Genomic DNA, 17,721 nt, shown 5'->3' on the forward strand with positions numbered 1-17,721 from the left:
CTCAGCAGTCCAGTGGGTTGCGTTTTTCCGGGTCGATGCCGAACTTGACGATGGCCTCGGCCACCACTTTAGGTTCGATATCACCACGGTCAGCCAGTGCTTCCAGGGCTGCCAACACCACGAAATGACGGTCGACTTCGAAGAAATGACGCAGTTTCTTGCGGCTGTCGCTGCGGCCGAAACCGTCGGTGCCCAGGACTTTGAATTCCTTGGACGGTACCCACTGACGGATCTGCTCGGCGAACAGCTTCATGTAGTCGGTAGAGGCAATGACCGGCCCCTTACGGCCGCTCAGGCACTCTTCAACATAGCTCTGCTTGGGCTTCTGGCCAGGCTTGAGACGGTTGCTGCGCTCTACGGCCAGGCCGTCGCGACGCAGTTCGTTGAAGCTGGTGACGCTCCATACGTCAGCGCCGATGTTGAACTCTTCACGCAGGATCTTCGCCGCTTCACGCACTTCACGCAGGATGGTGCCGGAGCCCATCAGCTGTACATGGTGCGCTGCATCGCGGGTGTCTTCTTCGAGCAGGTACATGCCTTTCTTGATGCCTTCTTCGGCACCGGCCGGCATGGCTGGCTGCTGGTACGACTCGTTCATCACGGTGATGTAGTAGAAGATGTCCTGTTGTTCTTCGGTCATCTTCTTCATGCCGTCCTGAATGATCACCGCCAGCTCGTAGCCGTAGGTCGGATCGTAGGTGCGGCAGTTCGGGATGGTCGCGGCCAGCAGGTGGCTGTGACCGTCTTCGTGCTGCAGGCCTTCGCCGTTCAGGGTGGTACGGCCGGCGGTGCCGCCGATCAGGAAGCCACGGGTACGGCTGTCGCCAGCGGCCCAGGCCAGGTCACCGATACGCTGGAAGCCGAACATCGAGTAGAAGATGTAGAACGGCAGCATCGGCTGGTTGTGGCTGGAATACGAAGTACCGGCAGCGATGAAGGAGCTCATGGCGCCTGCTTCGTTGATGCCTTCTTCAAGGATCTGACCTTTCTGGTCTTCCTTGTAGAACATCACCTGGTCTTTATCGACTGGCTCGTAGAGCTGGCCGACGGAGGAGTAGATGCCCAGCTGACGGAACATGCCTTCCATACCGAAGGTACGGGCTTCGTCCGGGATGATCGGCACGATGCGCGGGCCGATTTCCTTGTCCTTGACCAGTTGCGCGAGGATCCGCACGAAGGCCATGGTGGTGGAAATTTCACGGTCGCCCGAACCATCGAGGATGGCCTTGAGGGTGTCCAGGTCCGGGGTCGGTACGCTGAAGCTCTGCGCGCGGCGCTGCGGTACGAAACCGCCCAGGGCTGCACGACGCTCGCTCAGGTAGCGGGCTTCGGCGCTGTTTGGCTCTGGCTTGAAGAACGGCAGGTTCTCCAGCTCTTCGTCCTTGACCGGGATGTCGAAACGATCGCGGAACAACTTCAGGCTGTCGACGTCGACTTTCTTGGTGTTGTGCGCCGTGTTTTTCGCTTCGCCGGCACCGGTGCCATAACCCTTGATGGTCTTGGCCAGGATGACGGTTGGTTGTTCTTTGTGGTTGACCGCTTCGTGGTACGCCGCATAGACCTTGTACGGGTCGTGGCCGCCACGGTTGAGTTTCCAGATCTCGTCGTCGGACAGATCGGCAACCATCGCCTTGAGTTCAGGCGTGTTGAAGAAGTGCTCACGAACGAACGCGCCGTCTTTGGCTTTGTAGTTCTGATACTCGCCGTCGATGACTTCGTCCATGCGACGTTGCAGGATGCCGTCGACGTCTTTGGCCAGCAGTGGGTCCCAGAAACGGCCCCAGATGACTTTGGTCACGTTCCACTGTGCACCGCGGAACACGCCTTCGAGTTCCTGGATGATCTTGCCGTTGCCGCGAACCGGGCCGTCGAGGCGCTGCAGGTTGCAGTTGATGACGAAGATCAGGTTGTCCAGCTTCTCGCGGCCGGCCAGGGAGATCGCGCCCAGGGATTCCGGCTCGTCGCACTCGCCGTCGCCCAGGAAGCACCAGACTTTCTGTTTGCCCGGCTGGATGAAACCGCGGTGTTCCAGGTACTTCATGAAACGTGCTTGGTAGATCGCCTGGATCGGACCCAGACCCATGGATACAGTCGGGAACTGCCAGAAGTCAGGCATCAGCCAAGGGTGCGGGTAGGACGACAGGCCCTGACCGTCGACTTCCTGGCGGAAGTTGTTCATCTGGTCTTCGGTGATGCGGCCTTCCATGAACGCGCGGGCGTAAACGCCTGGCGAGGTGTGGCCCTGGAAGTAGATCAGGTCGCCGCCGTGTTCGTCGGTCGGGGCCTGGAAGAAGTAGTTGAAGCCGATGTCATACAGGGTCGCGCTGGAAGCGAAGCTGGAGATGTGACCACCCAGGTCAGAATCTTTCAGGTTCGTACGCATTACCATGGCCATCGCGTTCCAGCGCACCAGCGAGCGAATGCGGCGTTCCATGAACAGGTCGCCAGGCATGCGTGCTTCGTGGGTTACCGGGATGGTGTTGCGGTAAGGCGTGGTGATGGCGTAAGGGAGCTGCGAACCGCTGCGGGTCGCCAGTTCACCCATACGGGTCATCAGATAGTGAGCACGGTCTTCGCCTTCTTTGTCGAGAACCGATTCCAGGGCGTCCAGCCATTCCTGGGTTTCGACGGGATCGAGGTCTTGCATGGCTTGCTCCAGGGCGGAAAGGCTTCCAGAATCGGTTGCCTGAGTTTGCGACTGGCCTTGTGGGCAGACGATTTAAAATTCTTGGATTGCCGACAGGTTGTTCCGGCGGCGTGTAGTTTTACTACAAATCTTTGAGCATTTCAGCCTTTCGCCTGTATAGACGAGTAGTAAAACTACAGAGGAAAGGCTTGTGGCCTCCGACTGCGTTGTGAGAATAATCGTTAAGGTTGGTCGATTACCATCCGAAAAAGGTGAAAGTTTGATGCTGGATGCCAAAGAAGAAGAAATTTCAGCTATTTCTAACTTTTGTTCGACAGTCCTTCGCGTAGCGGGTTTTCATCAAACACTACAAGCGGCCATTTACACGCCGATCAAGGATAGACCATGACCCTGCCCGTGCTTGCCGAACTCCCCGCCATTCTCTTGCCGTTGGTCACTCGATCCGAGCAGTCGTTCCGTACGGCCGTCGCCGCGCTGGAAGACGATCTCGGCTTCTCCAACTGGACGCCGGAACGCTGGGCGCAATTCGCCCGCGTCAGTGCCGCCAGCGATTTCGTCATTGAACAGAGCGTTCGTGACCCTTTGATGTTGCTGTCTCTGGTGCAGTCCGGTGAGCTCGACCGGCCGTTCGCACCGGGTGAATTGTGCGCGCAGATTGCCGCCGCCGTGAACACCGCGCAAAGCGAAGACGAACTCAGTCGCGTCCTGCGCCGCCAGCGCGCCCGCCATCAAGTGCGGATCATCTGGCGTGACCTCAACCGTCAGGCCGATCTGGTGCAGACCTGCCGCGACCTTTCCGACATGGCCGACGCCACCATCGACCAGGCCTACCAATGGCTGTACAGCCGCCATTGCCAGCAATTCGGCACGCCGACCGGCCGGCGCAGCGGTTTGCCGCAGCAGATGGTCATTCTCGGCATGGGCAAGCTCGGCGCGGTCGAGCTGAACCTGTCTTCGGACATCGACCTGATCTTCGCCTACCCCGAGGGCGGCGAAACCGTCGGCGTGAAACGCGCGCTGGATAATCAGGAATTCTTCATTCGTCTCGGTCAGCGCCTGATCAAGGCCCTCGACCCGATGACCGTCGACGGCTTCGTGTTCCGCGTCGACATGCGCCTGCGCCCGTACGGTTCGTCCGGCGCGCTGGTGCTGAGCTTCAATGCACTGGAGCAGTATTACCAGGATCAGGGCCGCGACTGGGAACGCTACGCGATGATCAAGGCGCGGGTGGTGGCCGGCGATCAAGCGGCCGGCGCGCAGTTGCTCGACATGCTGCGCCCGTTCGTTTACCGGCGTTATCTGGACTTCTCGGCGATCGAAGCGCTGCGCACCATGAAGCAACTGATCCAGCAGGAAGTACGGCGCAAGGGCATGGCCGACAACATCAAACTCGGCTCCGGCGGTATCCGCGAGGTCGAGTTCATCGCCCAGGCCTTCCAGTTGATCCACGGCGGGCGCGACCTCAGCCTGCAACAGCGTCCTCTATTAAAGGTGCTGAGCACGCTGGAAGGCCAGGGCTACCTGCCACCGGCGGTGATCAGCGAGCTGCGCGAAGGTTACGAATTCCTGCGTTACACCGAGCACGCGATCCAGGCGATTGCCGATCGCCAGACCCAGATGTTGCCGGACAGCGCTCAGGATCAGGCACGGATCGCGTTCATGCTCGGTTTCGCCGATTGGGACGCCTTCCACGAAAAACTGATGTTCTGGCGCGGCCGGGTGGCCTGGCACTTCGCGCAGGTAATTGCCGATCCCGATGAAGAAGAGGGCGCCGGCTGTGAAGTGGTGGTGGGCGGTGAGTGGTTGCCGCTGTGGGAAGAGGAGCAGGACGAAGAGGCTGCTTGCCGACAGCTCGAAGAGGGTGGCTTTGCCGATGCGACCAAGGCCCTGAAAGCACTGGCGAGTTTGCGTGGCAGCCCGCAGTTGCGCGCGATGCAGCGGCTGGGTCGCGAGCGTCTCGATGCGTTTATTCCGCGCCTGCTGGCGCAGGCGGTTGAGCATGACAACCCGGATCTGGTGCTGGAGCGGGTGCTGCCGCTGGTCGAAGCCGTGGCCCGACGTTCGGCTTATTTAGTGTTGCTGACGGAAAACCCCGGCGCCCTGCGGCGCTTGCTGACGCTGTGTGCGGCCAGTCCGTGGATTGCCGAACAGATCACCCGTTTCCCGCTGCTGCTCGACGAGTTGCTCAATGAAGGCCGGCTGTTCAAGCCACCCTTGGCGCCGGAGCTGGCCGCCGAGCTGCGCGAGCGCCTTACGCGAATTCCCGAAGACGACCTCGAACAACAGATGGAAGCGCTGCGGCATTTCAAACTGGCGCACCGCTTGCGCGTTGCCGCCTCGGAAATCGCCGGCAGCCTGCCGTTGATGAAAGTCAGCGATTACCTGACCTGGCTCGCCGAAGCGATTCTCGAGCAAGTGCTGGCGCTGGCCTGGCGTCAGACGGTGGCCAAGTACGGCACGCCGCTGCGCACTGACGGCAGCTTGTGCGATCCCGGCTTCATCATTGTCGGTTATGGCAAAGTCGGCGGGCTGGAACTGGGGCATGGTTCGGACCTCGACCTGGTGTTCATCCATGACGGCGATCCGCAGGCGGAAACCGACGGGCCGAAGCCGATCGATGGCGCGCAGTTCTTCACCCGGTTGGGGCAGCGGATCATTCACTTGCTGACGGCGCAGACCAACTCCGGCCAGTTGTACGAAGTGGACATGCGCCTGCGGCCGTCTGGTGCGTCAGGGTTGTTGGTCAGCTCGCTCGGTGCTTTCGAGCGCTATCAGGAAAATGAAGCCTGGACGTGGGAGCATCAGGCCCTGGTGCGGGCGCGAGTGCTGGTCGGCAGTCAGGATGTCGGCCAGGCGTTCGAAAAAGTCCGCGCGCAGGTTTTGGGCAAGGCGCGGGATCTGGCGAAGCTGCAGCAGGAAGTCAGCGAGATGCGCGCCAAGATGCGCGATAACCTCGGCAGCAAGAGCACGGCGGCCGGTACCGCGGCAAATGCCTTCGAGGCCACGGCGCCGTTCGACCTCAAGCAGGACGCCGGAGGTATCGTCGATATTGAATTTATGGTGCAATACGCGGCCCTGGCGTGGTCGCACAGCCACCCGCCATTGCTGCGCTGGACCGATAACATCCGCATTCTGGAAGAGCTGGAACACGAAGGGCTGATGCCTGCCGAAGACGCCAGCCTGTTGCGCGAGGCCTATAAAGCCTACCGCTCCGCCGCTCACCGGCAGGCCTTGCAGAAGGACGCCGGGGTGATTGCAGGCGACCAGTTTGTCGAGGAGCGCCGGCAGGTATTGCGGATCTGGAAAGAGTTGGGGCTAAGCTGATTCATCGAGCATGGAGGCTAGCCCTTGTGGCGAGGGAGCTTGCTCCCGCTCGGCTGCGAAGCAGTCGTCAGTCAGGCGGCGCGGTGTGTCAGGTATAAAGTGATGTGACGTTTGGGGGCTGCTACGCAGCCCAGCGGGAGCAAGCTCCCTCGCCACAGAGGTTTATGCTGAATGTACGAATTGATCTGACGAGTCCTTACCGGCTCGTCCAAATGACCCTCCAGCCAGTGCTGGTGGGTGCTGGATTCTCGAGGCGGGGAGGCATTGGCCTCCCCGGTTCGTTTATGGAAACCACATGAATATTCTGATCGTTGGGCCCAGTTGGGTCGGTGACATGGTGATGGCGCAGACACTGTTTCAGTGTCTCAAACAGCGCCACCCGCAATGCGAAATCGACGTGCTGGCCCCCGAGTGGAGCCGGCCGATCCTTGAGCGCATGCCCGAAGTGCGCAAGGCCTTGAGCTTTCCGCTCGGCCATGGCGCGCTGGAGCTGGCGACACGTCGGCGAATCGGCAAGTCCCTGGCCGGCCAGTACGATCAGGCGATCCTGCTGCCGAACTCACTGAAGTCGGCGCTGGTGCCGTTTTTCGCCGGCATCAAGCAGCGCACCGGCTGGCGTGGCGAATTCCGCTACGGTCTGCTCAATGACGTGCGCACGCTGGATAAGGAACGTTATCCGCTGATGATCGAGCGCTTCATGGCGCTGGCTTACGAGCCGAACGCCGAGCTGCCGCAACCTTATCCGCGCCCGAGCCTGCAAATCGATCCGGTGACCCGCGAAGCGGCGCTGGCCAAGTTCGGCCTGACCCTCGACCGCCCGGTGTTGGCCCTGTGCCCCGGCGCCGAGTTCGGCGAATCCAAACGCTGGCCGTCCGAGCATTACGCCAAGGTCGCTGAAGCGCGGATTCGCGAAGGCTGGCAGGTGTGGCTGTTCGGCTCGAAGAACGATCACGCGGTGGGCGAAGACATTCGTGCACGGCTGATTCCCGGCCTGCGTGAAGAATCGGTCAACCTCAGCGGCGGTACCTCGCTGGCCGAGGCCATCGACCTGCTGTCCTGTGCCGATTCGGTGGTGTCTAACGACTCCGGCCTGATGCACGTCGCGGCGGCGCTGAACCGTCCGCTGGTGGCGGTCTACGGCTCGACGTCGCCGGGCTTCACCCCGCCGCTGGCCGAGCATGTGGAAATCGTTCGGCTGGGTCTGGATTGCAGCCCGTGCTTCGACCGTACCTGCCGGTTCGGCCATTACAACTGCCTGCGCCAGCTGATGCCGGACGCGGTCAACGATGCCTTGCAGAAACTGCAGGGCACTGTGGTCGAGGTTCATTAAGTTGCGGGTATTGCTGATCAAGACTTCATCGCTGGGCGACGTGATTCACGCGTTGCCGGCGCTGACCGACGCGGCCCGGGCCATTCCCGGAATCAAGTTCGACTGGGTGGTGGAAGAAGGCTTCGCCGAGATTCCGACCTGGCACCCGGCCGTCGGCAAGGTGATTCCGGTGGCGATCCGCCGCTGGCGCAAGAACCTCTGGCAGACGATCAAGAGCGGCGAGTGGAAGCGCTTCAAGCAGTCCGTTCGGGCGAACAAATATGACCTGGTGATCGACGCCCAGGGCCTGCTGAAAAGCGCCTGGCTGACACGCTACGTCAAAGCCCCGGTGGCCGGCCTCGACAAAGGCTCGGCGCGTGAGCCGATCGCCGCGCGGTTCTACGACCGCAAACTGGCGGTGGCCCGTGGGCAGCATGCGGTGGAGCGAGTGCGTCAGTTGTTCGCCATCGCCCTTGGTTATGACCTGCCCAAAGGGCTGGGCGACTACGGCCTCAACGTCGAGCGTCTGGTGGAATTGCCGCGCAAGAGTGCGTTCGTGGTGTTCCTGCACGGCACCACGTGGGACACCAAGCACTGGCCGGAAGCCTACTGGCGCGAGCTGACCGAGCGGGTCGGCTATCTGGGCGTCGGGGTCAAACTGCCGTGGGGCAACCCGCTGGAGAAGGCGCGCGCCGAGCGTATCGCTGCTGGCTTCAAGCACGCCGAAGTGCTGCCGAAGCTGAATCTGGCCGGGGTCGGCAAAGTGTTGGCCGGTGCCCAGGCTTGCGTCGCGGTGGACACCGGTCTCGGTCATCTGGCCGCCGCGCTGGATGTGCCGACGATTTCCCTGTTCGGCCCGACCAATCCGGGCCTGACCGGCGCCTACGGCAAGGTGCAGATTCACATGGCCAGTGATTTCCCCTGCGCCCCGTGCCTGCAAAAGAAATGTACGTATCAACCGACCGCGCAGGATGCCCGTCAGTTTGACCTGAAACGCGAGCAGCCTCTGTGCTTCACGCGTGTAAACCCCGAGCGTGTCGCCAGCCGTCTGAGCACGTTGTTAATGGCTGAGGAGCTGCGCTGATGCAATTGGCTTTTGTCCTGTACAAATACTTCCCGTTCGGCGGCTTGCAGCGCGACTTCATGCGTATCGCCCTCGAATGCCAGAAGCGCGGCCATCAGATTCGCGTCTACACCCTGATCTGGGAAGGCGACGTGCCGCCCGGTTTCGAAGTGCTGGTGGCGCCGGTCAAGGCGTTCTTCAACCATCGGCGCAACGAAAAACTCAGCGCGTGGATGGAAGCGGATCTGGCTAAGCGCCCGGTGGATCGCCTGATCGGCTTCAACAAGATGCCGGGGCTGGACGTCTATTACGCTGCCGACGGCTGCTTTGAAGACAAGGCGCAGAACCTGCGCCATTCGCTGTACCGCCGCTGGGGCCGCTACCGGCACTTCGCCGAATACGAGCGCGCGGTGTTCGCCAAGGACGCGAAAACCGAAGTGCTGATGATTTCCGAAGTGCAGCAGCCGCTGTTCATCAAGCACTACGGCACGCCGCTTGAGCGTTTCCACCTGCTGCCGCCGGGCATTGCTCAGGATCGTCGGCGGCCGGCGGATGCCGACCAGATTCGCGCCGGTTTCCGCGCCGAATTCAACCTCAAGGACGACGAACTGCTGCTGGTGCAGATCGGCTCCGGGTTCAAGACCAAGGGCGTCGATCGCAGCCTCAAGGCGCTGGCCGCACTGCCCGCCGAGCTGAAGAAACGCACCCGGCTGTTTGTAATCGGCCAGGATGACCCCAAATTGTTCCAGATGCAGAGTGCCACTTTGGGCCTGGGCGACAACGTGACGTTCCTCAAGGGCCGCAGCGATATCCCGCGTTTCCTGCTCGGCGCCGATCTGCTGATCCACCCGGCGTACAACGAAAACACCGGCACCGTGCTGCTCGAAGCGCTGGTCGCCGGGTTGCCGGTGCTGGTCAGCGCGGTCTGCGGTTATGCCCATTACATTGCCGAGGCGGACGCCGGGCGTGTGCTGGACGAACCGTTCGATCAGGCGCAACTGACGCAATACCTGACTGACATGTTGAATGACGACGCTGCACGCGCGGCCTGGAGCCGCAATGGTCTGGCCTTCGCCGAGACGGCCGACCTCTACAGCATGCCGCAGCACGCGGCCGATGTGATTCTGGCGGAGCACGCTTAAATGAAGTTGATGCTGGCTGAACCGTTCAAAAGCCTTTGGGCCGGGCGCGACCCGTTCGCCGAAGTCGAAGGCTTGCAGGGCGAGGTCTATCGCGAGCTGGAAGCTCGACGCACGCTGCGCACGGAAGTCGACGGCAACGGATTTTTCGTCAAGATCCACCGTGGCATCGGCTGGGGCGAGATCTTCAAGAACCTGCTGACTGCCAAGCTGCCGGTGCTCGGCGCAGGACAGGAGTGGAAGGCAATCCAGCGTCTGCAGGAAGTCGGCGTGCCGACCATGACCGCCGTGGCTTACGGCGAGAAGGGCAGCAACCCGGCGGATCAGCATTCGTTCATCGTCACCGAAGAGCTGGCGCCGACCATCAGCCTCGAAGATTTCAGCATCGATTGGGTCAAGAACCCGCCGCAGCCGAAACTCAAGCACGCGCTGATCGCTGAAGTCGCGCGCATGACCGGCATGATGCACCGCGCCGGGGTCAACCACCGCGACTGCTACATCTGCCACTTCCTGCTGCACACCGACAAGCCGATCACCCCGGGCGATTTCAAACTCTCGGTGATCGACCTGCACCGCGCCCAGACCCGTCCTCGGATCACTCAACGCTGGCGCAACAAGGACCTGGCCGCGCTGTATTTCTCGGCGCTGGACATCGGTCTGACCCGACGCGACAAGCTGCGTTTCCTCAAGGGCTACTTCCAGCAGCCGCTACGGCAGATCCTCGCCGAAGAAGCGCCGTTGCTGAGCTGGCTCGAAGGCAAGGCCAACAAGCTTTATGCGCGCAAACAGCGTTACGGGGATGCGCTCTGATGGCGGGTTGGACGCTTGAACCGCAATACAGCGAACTGGCCGAAGATTTCGGCAGCCTCGAAGCGGTGTTTGCCCTGCAGGGCGAACGTCTGACCCGTGATCCGCTGTCCGAAGTCATCCGCGTGCAGCGCCACGGCGTGAATTACTACGTCAAACGCTACGTCGGCGCCGGGAAAGGCTTGCGTCGTTACCTGGGCAAGCCCCGGGTGAAGATGGAGTGGCAGAACCTCAAACGCTTCGCCAAATGGGGCATTCCCACCGCCGAAGTGGTGGCCTGGGGTCTGGAGCGACGTGGCGCGGCCTATGCCCGTGGCGCCATGATCACCCGCGAGCTGCCGCGCACCGAAGACCTGTCGGCGCTGGCCGAACGCAACGATCCGAAACTCAAGGATCGCCTGTGGGTCGATGGCATCAGCCGGCAACTGGCCGGCTACACCCGAACCATGCACGATCACCGCTTTACCCATAACGATCTGAAGTGGCGCAACCTGCTGATCGACGATCAGGCGCAGCTGTTTCTGATCGACTGCCCGAACGGCGATTTCTGGCGCGGCTTCTGGCTCAAATACCGGATCACCAAGGATCTGGCCTGTCTCGACAAGGTGGCCAAATATCACCTGTCGAATACCCAGCGCCTGCGCTTCTACCTGCAATACCGCGGACGTGATCGGCTGAATGCCGCCGACAAGCAACGGATTCGCCACGTAGTGAGATTTTTCGAGGGACGCGAATGACTGATTTTCTGGCCGCTGAAGACCGGGCGCTGCTTGAGCGCCATGGCCTCGGCACTTTCGATGCGCTCTGGGCCAAACAGCTCGAAGCCGTGGACGAACCGAACACCGATGGCGGTGGCTGGAGCAGCGTGTTTCGCCTGGAGCTGGAAGGGCAGGCCTACTACCTCAAGCGCCAGAGCAACTACCTGACCCGCACCCTGCATGCGCCGTTTGGCGAGCCGAGTTTCGCCCGTGAGTTTCGTAACATCAGCCGCTACAACAAGCTGGGGATTCCGGCGCTACAGGCGGCTTTCTTCGGTGAGCGCAAGGTCAAGGGCGATGTGCAGGCGATCCTGCTGACCCGTGCCCTCGACGGCTGGGATGATCTCGACTCGCTGCTGCAGCGCTGGTCCGAGCTGACCGCCGCGCAGCACTCGGCCATTCTCAAGGCTTGTGGACAGCTGGCGCGCCAGCTGCACGGCGTGCGTCAGGTACACGGCTGCTTTTATCCGAAACACATCTTTTTGCAGGCTGATGGCGACGCGTATAAGGCGCAGTTGATCGACCTGGAAAAGACCCGGCCCCTGCTGTTCGGCATGCGCGACCGGGTCAAGGATCTGGAGCCGCTGCTGCGGCGCGCGCCGGAATGGAGCGAGGCGCAATTGCGTGAGTTGCTCGCGGCCTATCTCGATCAGCCAGTCGATAGTTCGCTGGTCGACAGCTGGGTGACGCGCCTGACTGCACGGCGCAGTCGCAAGGAGACCCGTTGATGCGCTTGTCGGAGCTGAAAAACGCCGGACGTACGCCGAGTCTGCCGCTGACGATCAGCCTGGCCGACGCGGCCGGTCCTGCGGATTTGCAGTTGTTGAGCTTGCTGCGGGTGCTGCCGGGGCAGCGCTATGTCGGTGCCGGGGTCTGGCGCGGGCGGCCGGTGCTGGCCAAATTGCTGGTGGGCAGCAAGGCGGCGCGGCATTTTCAGCGCGAACTGGCGGGCGTCAAGTTGCTCGCCGAACAAGGTCTGACCACGCCGCTGTTGTTGGCTGATGGCCTGAAGGATGGCGAGGGCGGCTGGCTGCTGTTCGAGTTCCTCGAAGGTGCTGAAAGCCTCGGTGATGCCTGGCAGAAAGTCGAATCACTGCCGGTGCTGGCGGACGAGCAATCGGCGGTGCTCGCCGAGGCGCTGGGTGCGATCGGTCAACTGCATGGCAAAGGCCTGTGGCAGGAAGATCTGCACCTGGACAACCTGCTGCGCCAGGGCGGTCAGCTGTACCTGATCGATGGCGCCGGGATCTGCGCCGAGACCGCTGGCCAGCCGTTGTCACGGCAGAAAGTGCTGGAAAACCTCGGGGTGTTTTTCGCCCAGTTGCCCAAGTCACTGGAGCCGTTCACCGAAGAATTGCTGGTGTATTACCTGCTGAGCAACAGCGAGCACGCGTTGCCGCTGGAAGCGTTGCAGAAGCAGATCGCCAAGGTCCGCGCCTGGCGCCTGAAGGATTACCTGATCAAGGTGGGCCGCGAGTGCACGTTGTTCAGTGTGCAGCGCGGTGCGTTTGGCTTGCGGGCGATCCGTCGCGAGGAAGAAGCGGCGATGCTCCCGGTACTGGATCAGGCCGATGCGCTGCTCGATCAGGGCCATCTGTACAAGACCGGCGGCGCGGCGAGCGTCGGCAAAGTCGAAGTGGCCGGGCGCACACTGGTGATCAAGCGCTACAACATCAAAGGCTTTGCGCACTGGCTCAAGCGCTTCTGGCGCCCGAGCCGCGCCTGGCATTCGTGGCGTGAAGGCAATCGCCTGGCGTTCCTCGGCATCGCCACGCCGAAACCGCTGGCGGTGCTGGAAAAACGCTTCCTGTGGCTGCGCAGTCGTGCCTATCTGGTGACCGAGTTCCTGCCGGGGCCGGACATCATTGAGCGCTTCGCGCCGTACGTGGAAAGCGGTGCGGCGCCGGAATCCGAGTTGCAGGCGCTGGATCAACTGTTCGCACGATTGATTGCCGAGCGCATCAGCCATGGCGACTTCAAGGGGCATAACCTGTTCTGGCAGGAAGATCGCTGGGCGTTGATCGACCTGGATTCGATGTGTCAGCACGGCTCTGTCGGAAGTTTCGCACCGGCCTATGCGCGGGATCGGGCGCGGTTCATGCGCAACTGGCCCGAGAGCAGCGCGCTGTATCAGGTGATCGATCAGCGGTTGCCCAAGGACGTCTCCAGCGCGGCCTGAGCCGCCTTCGCCAGCAGGCTGGCTCCCACATGGAAATGCATTCCCTTGTAGGAGTGAGCCTGCTCGCGATAGGGCGTTCAAGCCCCAAGAAACTCCCGTTGAGCAATAGCGGACAAACTCCACTGACTTGTCCTACAGCTTCTCCAGAAGCCATGAACTGTGCCCGCTCCAGCCCCGGTGCTAGCTTGCCCTGACCACTTTGGAGGGCAAGACTTGACCATCAAAAACGCCGTAACACTCAGCACCTGCGCCTGGCTTTTATCCGGCTGCGGCACCGCCGCTTCGGTAATGCAAATGGACGCCGATGTCGCCCGCGACATGCGCAAACAGAAAACCTACTGCCAATCGATTCCACGGATCTACAGCGGGTTGGCGTTCGATTTCTGCGTACTGAATGCCCCACCTGACCCTACCGGCGTGCTGCTGCCGTTCGTGCTGCTGGACCTGCCGTTGTCCGGGGTGCTGGATACGGTGATGTTGCCGTATACGATTTACCGCCAAGCCAGTCACGGCAATCTCGGTATCTATTGGCGCGCGGGCGGTTATTGAGGGTGAAAGCTAGGTTTCACCGGGCCGATTCACCTGGGGCAATTCGCACAGGGTCATTCCCGCCACGTTTACGCTATAATCCCGCCCTTTAGCTGTCTCTCGCCCGGTGCGAGGGCACATCAATTTTCGAGGCGCATCGCGCCTGAATGCAGACTAAAGAGGCTAGACCCTGTGGCATTGACGATTCTTGGCCTGTCCGGCGCCCTTAGCCATGACCCTTCAGCCGCCTTGTACATCGACGGCAAGCTGGTGGCGGCGGCTGAAGAAGAGCGCTTCGTCCGCGATAAGCATGCAAAGAACCGCATGCCCTACGAATCGGCGAAGTTCTGCCTGGAACAGGCCGGTATCAAGCCGTCCGACGTTGACGTGGTGGCGATTCCGTTCGCCCCGATCAGCCTGTTCGGCAAGGCCCGCTGGCACTATGCCAAGCGTTACTGGTACGCACCGGATCGCGCCCTCGATGCGATCCTGATGGGCAACCGTCGCTACAAGCGCTATCGCAACAAGATCGTCTGGTGCCTGGAGCAACTGGGTTTTGATCCGAAGAAGATCAAGATCGAGCCGGTCGAGCACCACCTCGCTCACGCCTCCAGCGCCTACCACTGCTCGGGTTTCAAAGAGAAAACCGCGATCCTCGGCATCGACGGCAAGGGCGAGTACGCCACGACTTTCTTCGGTTATGGCGAAAACGGCAAGATCCACAAGATCAAGGAATTCTTCGATCCGGACTCCCTCGGCGGCCTGTACGGCGCGATTACCGAGTTCCTCGGTTTCGAGATGCTCGACGGTGAGTTCAAGGTCATGGGCATGGCGCCGTACGGCGACGCCAGCAAATACGATTTCTCGCGTCTGGCCTCGTTCGAGAACGGCGAGCTGGTGATCAACACTGACTACGCCAACGTGATCGGCCTGCGTCGCTACAAAGAGAAGGGCAAAGGCTTCTACTTCTCGCCAAAGCTGATCGAGTGGCTGGGTCCGAAGCGCGAAGGCGACATCGCCGACGAACCGTACATCCACTACGCCGCGAGCATGCAAGCGCTGTTCGAGAAACTGGCGCTGCAGATGATCGATTACTACCTGGGCGACGTGCTCAAGGAAACCGGCAAGCTGGCCTTCGCCGGTGGCTGCGCGTTGAACGTCAAGCTGAACCAGAAAATCATCGCCCGCGATGACATCAAGGAACTGTTCGTCCAGCCTGCGTCCGGCGATGCCGGCACCGCGGTCGGCGCAGCAGCCTATGTGTCCCACGCCCGTGGCGTGCCGGTCGAGAAGATGGAACACGTCTACCTCGGCCCGTCGTACAGCAACGAAGACGTGATCGCCGCGTGCGCCCGTCACGAGAACAAGCCGACCTGGCGCAAGCTCGACAACATGCCGGAGCAGATCGCCAAAATCATGGTCGATGGCAACCCGGTGGCCTGGTTCCAGGGCCGCATGGAGTTCGGTCCGCGTGCACTGGGCGGTCGTTCGATCATCGGTTGCCCGAGCGTGGCCGGTGTGGCTGACCGCATCAACCACCAGATCAAGTTCCGCGAGCGCTGGAGGCCTTTCTGCCCGTCGATGCTCGACACCGTTGCACCGCAGATGATCAAGATCGATCACCCGGCGCCGTTCATGACCTTCACCTTCGAAGTGGCGGAAGAGTGGAAGACCCGCGTGCCGGAAGTCGTTCACGAAGACGGTACATCCCGCGCCCAGGTCCTGAAGCGCGAATACAACCCGCGCTACTACGACATGATGAAGGCGCTGGAAAACCTCACCGGCAACGGCGTGTCGCTGAACACCTCGCTGAACCGTCGTGGTGAACCGATGATCTGCTCGCCGACCGACGCCCTGAACATGTTCTTCGGCTCCGATCTGCAGTACCTGATCATGGAAGACATTCTGGTGGTCAAAGAGGGCGCAAACGCTTATGACTCGCTCGGCTGAACGCCATGTGCTGCAGTTCTGTCACGGCTATGACGGGCCGTTCCTCGACTGCGCACGGCAGTACGCCAGCCTGTTCGCGGGCACCGGTTATCGGGTGACCACGGTCTTTCTGACCGGGGCCGCCGACAGCGAGGTGGCCGCAGCGTGTGCTTCCGATGAAGTGTTGTTCATGGAATACAGCTCCAAGGCCATTCGTGGCCTGAAGCTGGGCGCCATCGGCGATCTGCGCAAGATCGCCGCTTCACGCAATTTCAGTTTCTGCATCGCCCATCGATTCAAGCCGATCTACATCGCCTTGCTCGGCACGTCACTGCCGGTGATTGGCGTGCACCACGCGTTTGACGATTACAAACGCGGCACGCGCAAGCTGTTCGCGCACATTTTCCGCAAGCGTCTGAGTCTGCTCGGCGTCTCCGATGCCGTGCGCGACGACATGCGGCGCTGTCTGCCGAAATGGCCGTCGACCCGCATCCAGACCTTGTACAACCGCATCGATGTGCCGGCCTTGCAGGCCAGTCAGGTGTCGGCCCGCGAAGCCCGCGAGACCCTCGGTCTGGCGGCGGATGCGTTCATAGTCGGCAACGTCGGACGGCTGCACCCGGACAAGGATCAGGCCACCTTGCTGCACGGTTTCGCCGCGGCGTTGCCGGGTTTGCCGGGCAGCAGCCAACTGGTGATTCTCGGCAAGGGCCGTCTGGAGCAGGACCTCAAGGAGCTGGCCCGGGAACTGGGTATCGGTGACCGGGTGCTGTTTCTCGGTCAGGTACCGGACGCGCGCAACTACTTCCGCGCCTTCGATGTGTTTGCCCTGAGCTCTGATCACGAACCGTTCGGCATGGTATTGCTGGAGGCCATGGCCGCCGGCGTGCCGTTGCTCGCCACGGCCTGTGGCGGGGCCAAGGAAGTGGTCGAAGGCGTGGGCATTCTGTTCCCGCTGGGCGATGCCGAACACCTTGCACAAGGCCTGCAACATTTGGCCGGTATGGATGATCAGCAACGCCGGCAGTGCGCCGAGCTGATGCTCGATCGCCTGCGTGAGCGTTTCTCCGACCGTGCGGTGCGCGACACCTTCTGGCGTCTGCCGCAAGTTACCGAACTGGCACCGAGGGGCTGATGCTCAACCGATTTCAAGGCTGGCGCGAACGTGGCTGGTCGCCCGTTGACGCCTCCACCTATGCCACCGCCTGGCAGCGTTTTGGCGGCAGCGTCGCGACGCATCCGATGGTGGTCGAACGTCTGGCGGATCTGGCCGGCATCCCGGTGCGTTATCTGGCATGGGAACAGGACGGCGAAGTCAAAGCGGCGATCCCGACCTGGGGCCGCGATCTGGCATTGTCCAAAGACGTGCTCAAGCGCAATGGCAAGAAAGGCCTGTTCGACCTCGGCAATGCCGAGCTGATCCTGCCGGCCGCCGCCGATGCCCAGGCCCCGCTGCGTCATCGCGCACGCTATCTGTCGGCGCTCAACGAAAACCGCTTCAGCGGCCTCAAGTTGCAGACCGAACAACTGGCCATGGCCCGCACCCCCGAAGAGCTGTCGAAGAAGTTTCGCTATAACCAGCGCCGCGAATTGCGCCTGCTGGAAGAGGCGGGTGGCGTGGTGCGTGCAGTCGGCGAGTTCTCCAGCGCCGAACTGGCGGCGATCTACTGTGATCTGTTCCAGCGCCGCTGGGGCTTCCCGGCCACCGGCGCGGCGCGCATGGCCGAAGTCATCGAGCTGCTGCGCGAACTGCTGATCGGCTCGGTGATCTTCCTCAACGACGCGCCGATCGCCATCCAGTTGGTGTACCGCGTCGAAGCGCCGGAGTGGATCAGCGTCGAGTACATCAACGGCGGCGTCGATCCCGAAACCCGCGAATTCAGCCCCGGTAGCGTGTTGAGCTTTCTCAATACGCAAAGCGCCTGGGAGCATGCGCGGGCGCTGAACAAGCCGCTGCGGTTTTCCTTCGGTCGCGCCGACCGTGAATACAAGGATCGCTGGTGCAATCCTGTGCCGGTGTTCACCGTATGAGTCAGCC

At 61.8% G+C, this 17,721-nt stretch carries 14 protein-coding genes; 13 read left to right on the forward strand and 1 reads right to left on the reverse strand.

The window, feature by feature from the left end:
- Position 1: 1 nt before the first annotated feature.
- Positions 2 to 2,647, reverse strand: coding sequence for a pyruvate dehydrogenase (acetyl-transferring), homodimeric type (aceE, locus tag ABV589_RS17480; RefSeq protein ID WP_003220999.1), 2,646 nt, complete (start codon positions 2,645 to 2,647; stop codon positions 2 to 4).
- A 262-nt stretch (positions 2,648 to 2,909) separates the two neighbouring features.
- On the opposite strand from aceE, the gene ABV589_RS17485 reads away from it, so the two are divergent.
- The 13 genes from ABV589_RS17485 (at position 2,910) to ABV589_RS17545 (ending at position 17,714) form a co-directional block, all read left to right on the forward strand.
- A complete protein-coding gene (locus ABV589_RS17485; RefSeq protein ID WP_256198919.1) occupies positions 2,910 to 3,035 on the forward strand; it encodes a hypothetical protein in 126 nt (41 codons plus the stop codon).
- A complete protein-coding gene (glnE, locus tag ABV589_RS17490; RefSeq protein ID WP_367082745.1) occupies positions 3,032 to 5,971 on the forward strand; it encodes a bifunctional [glutamate--ammonia ligase]-adenylyl-L-tyrosine phosphorylase/[glutamate--ammonia-ligase] adenylyltransferase in 2,940 nt (979 codons plus the stop codon). The genes ABV589_RS17485 and glnE overlap by 4 nt, the downstream gene beginning before the upstream one ends.
- 295 nt (positions 5,972 to 6,266) lie before the next feature.
- Positions 6,267 to 7,301: a lipopolysaccharide heptosyltransferase II gene (waaF, locus tag ABV589_RS17495; protein WP_367082747.1), complete on the forward strand. Its 1,035-nt coding sequence runs from the start codon at positions 6,267 to 6,269 to the stop codon at positions 7,299 to 7,301.
- Position 7,302: 1 nt separating this feature from the next.
- Positions 7,303 to 8,364 (forward strand): lipopolysaccharide heptosyltransferase I, encoded by a 1,062-nt coding sequence (waaC, locus tag ABV589_RS17500; RefSeq protein WP_329698901.1) that lies wholly within the window; start codon positions 7,303 to 7,305, stop codon positions 8,362 to 8,364.
- A complete protein-coding gene (locus tag ABV589_RS17505; protein ID WP_367082749.1) occupies positions 8,364 to 9,485 on the forward strand; it encodes a glycosyltransferase family 4 protein in 1,122 nt (373 codons plus the stop codon). The genes waaC and ABV589_RS17505 overlap by 1 nt, the downstream gene beginning before the upstream one ends.
- Positions 9,486 to 10,292 (forward strand): lipopolysaccharide core heptose(I) kinase RfaP, encoded by an 807-nt coding sequence (rfaP, locus tag ABV589_RS17510; RefSeq protein ID WP_007967346.1) that lies wholly within the window; start codon positions 9,486 to 9,488, stop codon positions 10,290 to 10,292. It abuts the gene before it with no gap.
- A complete protein-coding gene (locus tag ABV589_RS17515; RefSeq protein WP_367082750.1) occupies positions 10,292 to 11,026 on the forward strand; it encodes a lipopolysaccharide kinase InaA family protein in 735 nt (244 codons plus the stop codon). Before rfaP ends, ABV589_RS17515 begins: the two co-directional genes overlap by 1 nt.
- Positions 11,023 to 11,775, forward strand: a complete 753-nt coding sequence (locus ABV589_RS17520) for a lipopolysaccharide kinase InaA family protein (RefSeq protein WP_367082752.1) — start codon at positions 11,023 to 11,025, stop codon at positions 11,773 to 11,775. The genes ABV589_RS17515 and ABV589_RS17520 overlap by 4 nt, the downstream gene beginning before the upstream one ends.
- Positions 11,775 to 13,226, forward strand: coding sequence for a lipopolysaccharide kinase InaA family protein (locus tag ABV589_RS17525; RefSeq protein WP_367082754.1), 1,452 nt, complete (start codon positions 11,775 to 11,777; stop codon positions 13,224 to 13,226). Before ABV589_RS17520 ends, ABV589_RS17525 begins: the two co-directional genes overlap by 1 nt.
- 213 nt (positions 13,227 to 13,439) lie before the next feature.
- Entirely contained in the window at positions 13,440 to 13,775 is a 336-nt protein-coding gene (locus ABV589_RS17530; protein ID WP_367082755.1) for a YceK/YidQ family lipoprotein, read from the forward strand.
- Positions 13,776 to 13,946: 171 nt separating this feature from the next.
- Positions 13,947 to 15,704 (forward strand): carbamoyltransferase, encoded by a 1,758-nt coding sequence (locus ABV589_RS17535; protein ID WP_007967355.1) that lies wholly within the window; start codon positions 13,947 to 13,949, stop codon positions 15,702 to 15,704.
- Positions 15,688 to 16,818 (forward strand): glycosyltransferase, encoded by a 1,131-nt coding sequence (locus tag ABV589_RS17540; RefSeq protein WP_367082756.1) that lies wholly within the window; start codon positions 15,688 to 15,690, stop codon positions 16,816 to 16,818. Before ABV589_RS17535 ends, ABV589_RS17540 begins: the two co-directional genes overlap by 17 nt.
- Positions 16,818 to 17,714: an antimicrobial resistance protein Mig-14 gene (locus ABV589_RS17545; RefSeq protein ID WP_367082758.1), complete on the forward strand. Its 897-nt coding sequence runs from the start codon at positions 16,818 to 16,820 to the stop codon at positions 17,712 to 17,714. Before ABV589_RS17540 ends, ABV589_RS17545 begins: the two co-directional genes overlap by 1 nt.
- Positions 17,715 to 17,721: the final 7 nt, after the last annotated feature.

Origin of the sequence: Pseudomonas sp. HOU2 (genome assembly GCF_040729435.1) — a bacterium.
Lineage (GTDB): Bacteria > Pseudomonadota > Gammaproteobacteria > Pseudomonadales > Pseudomonadaceae > Aquipseudomonas.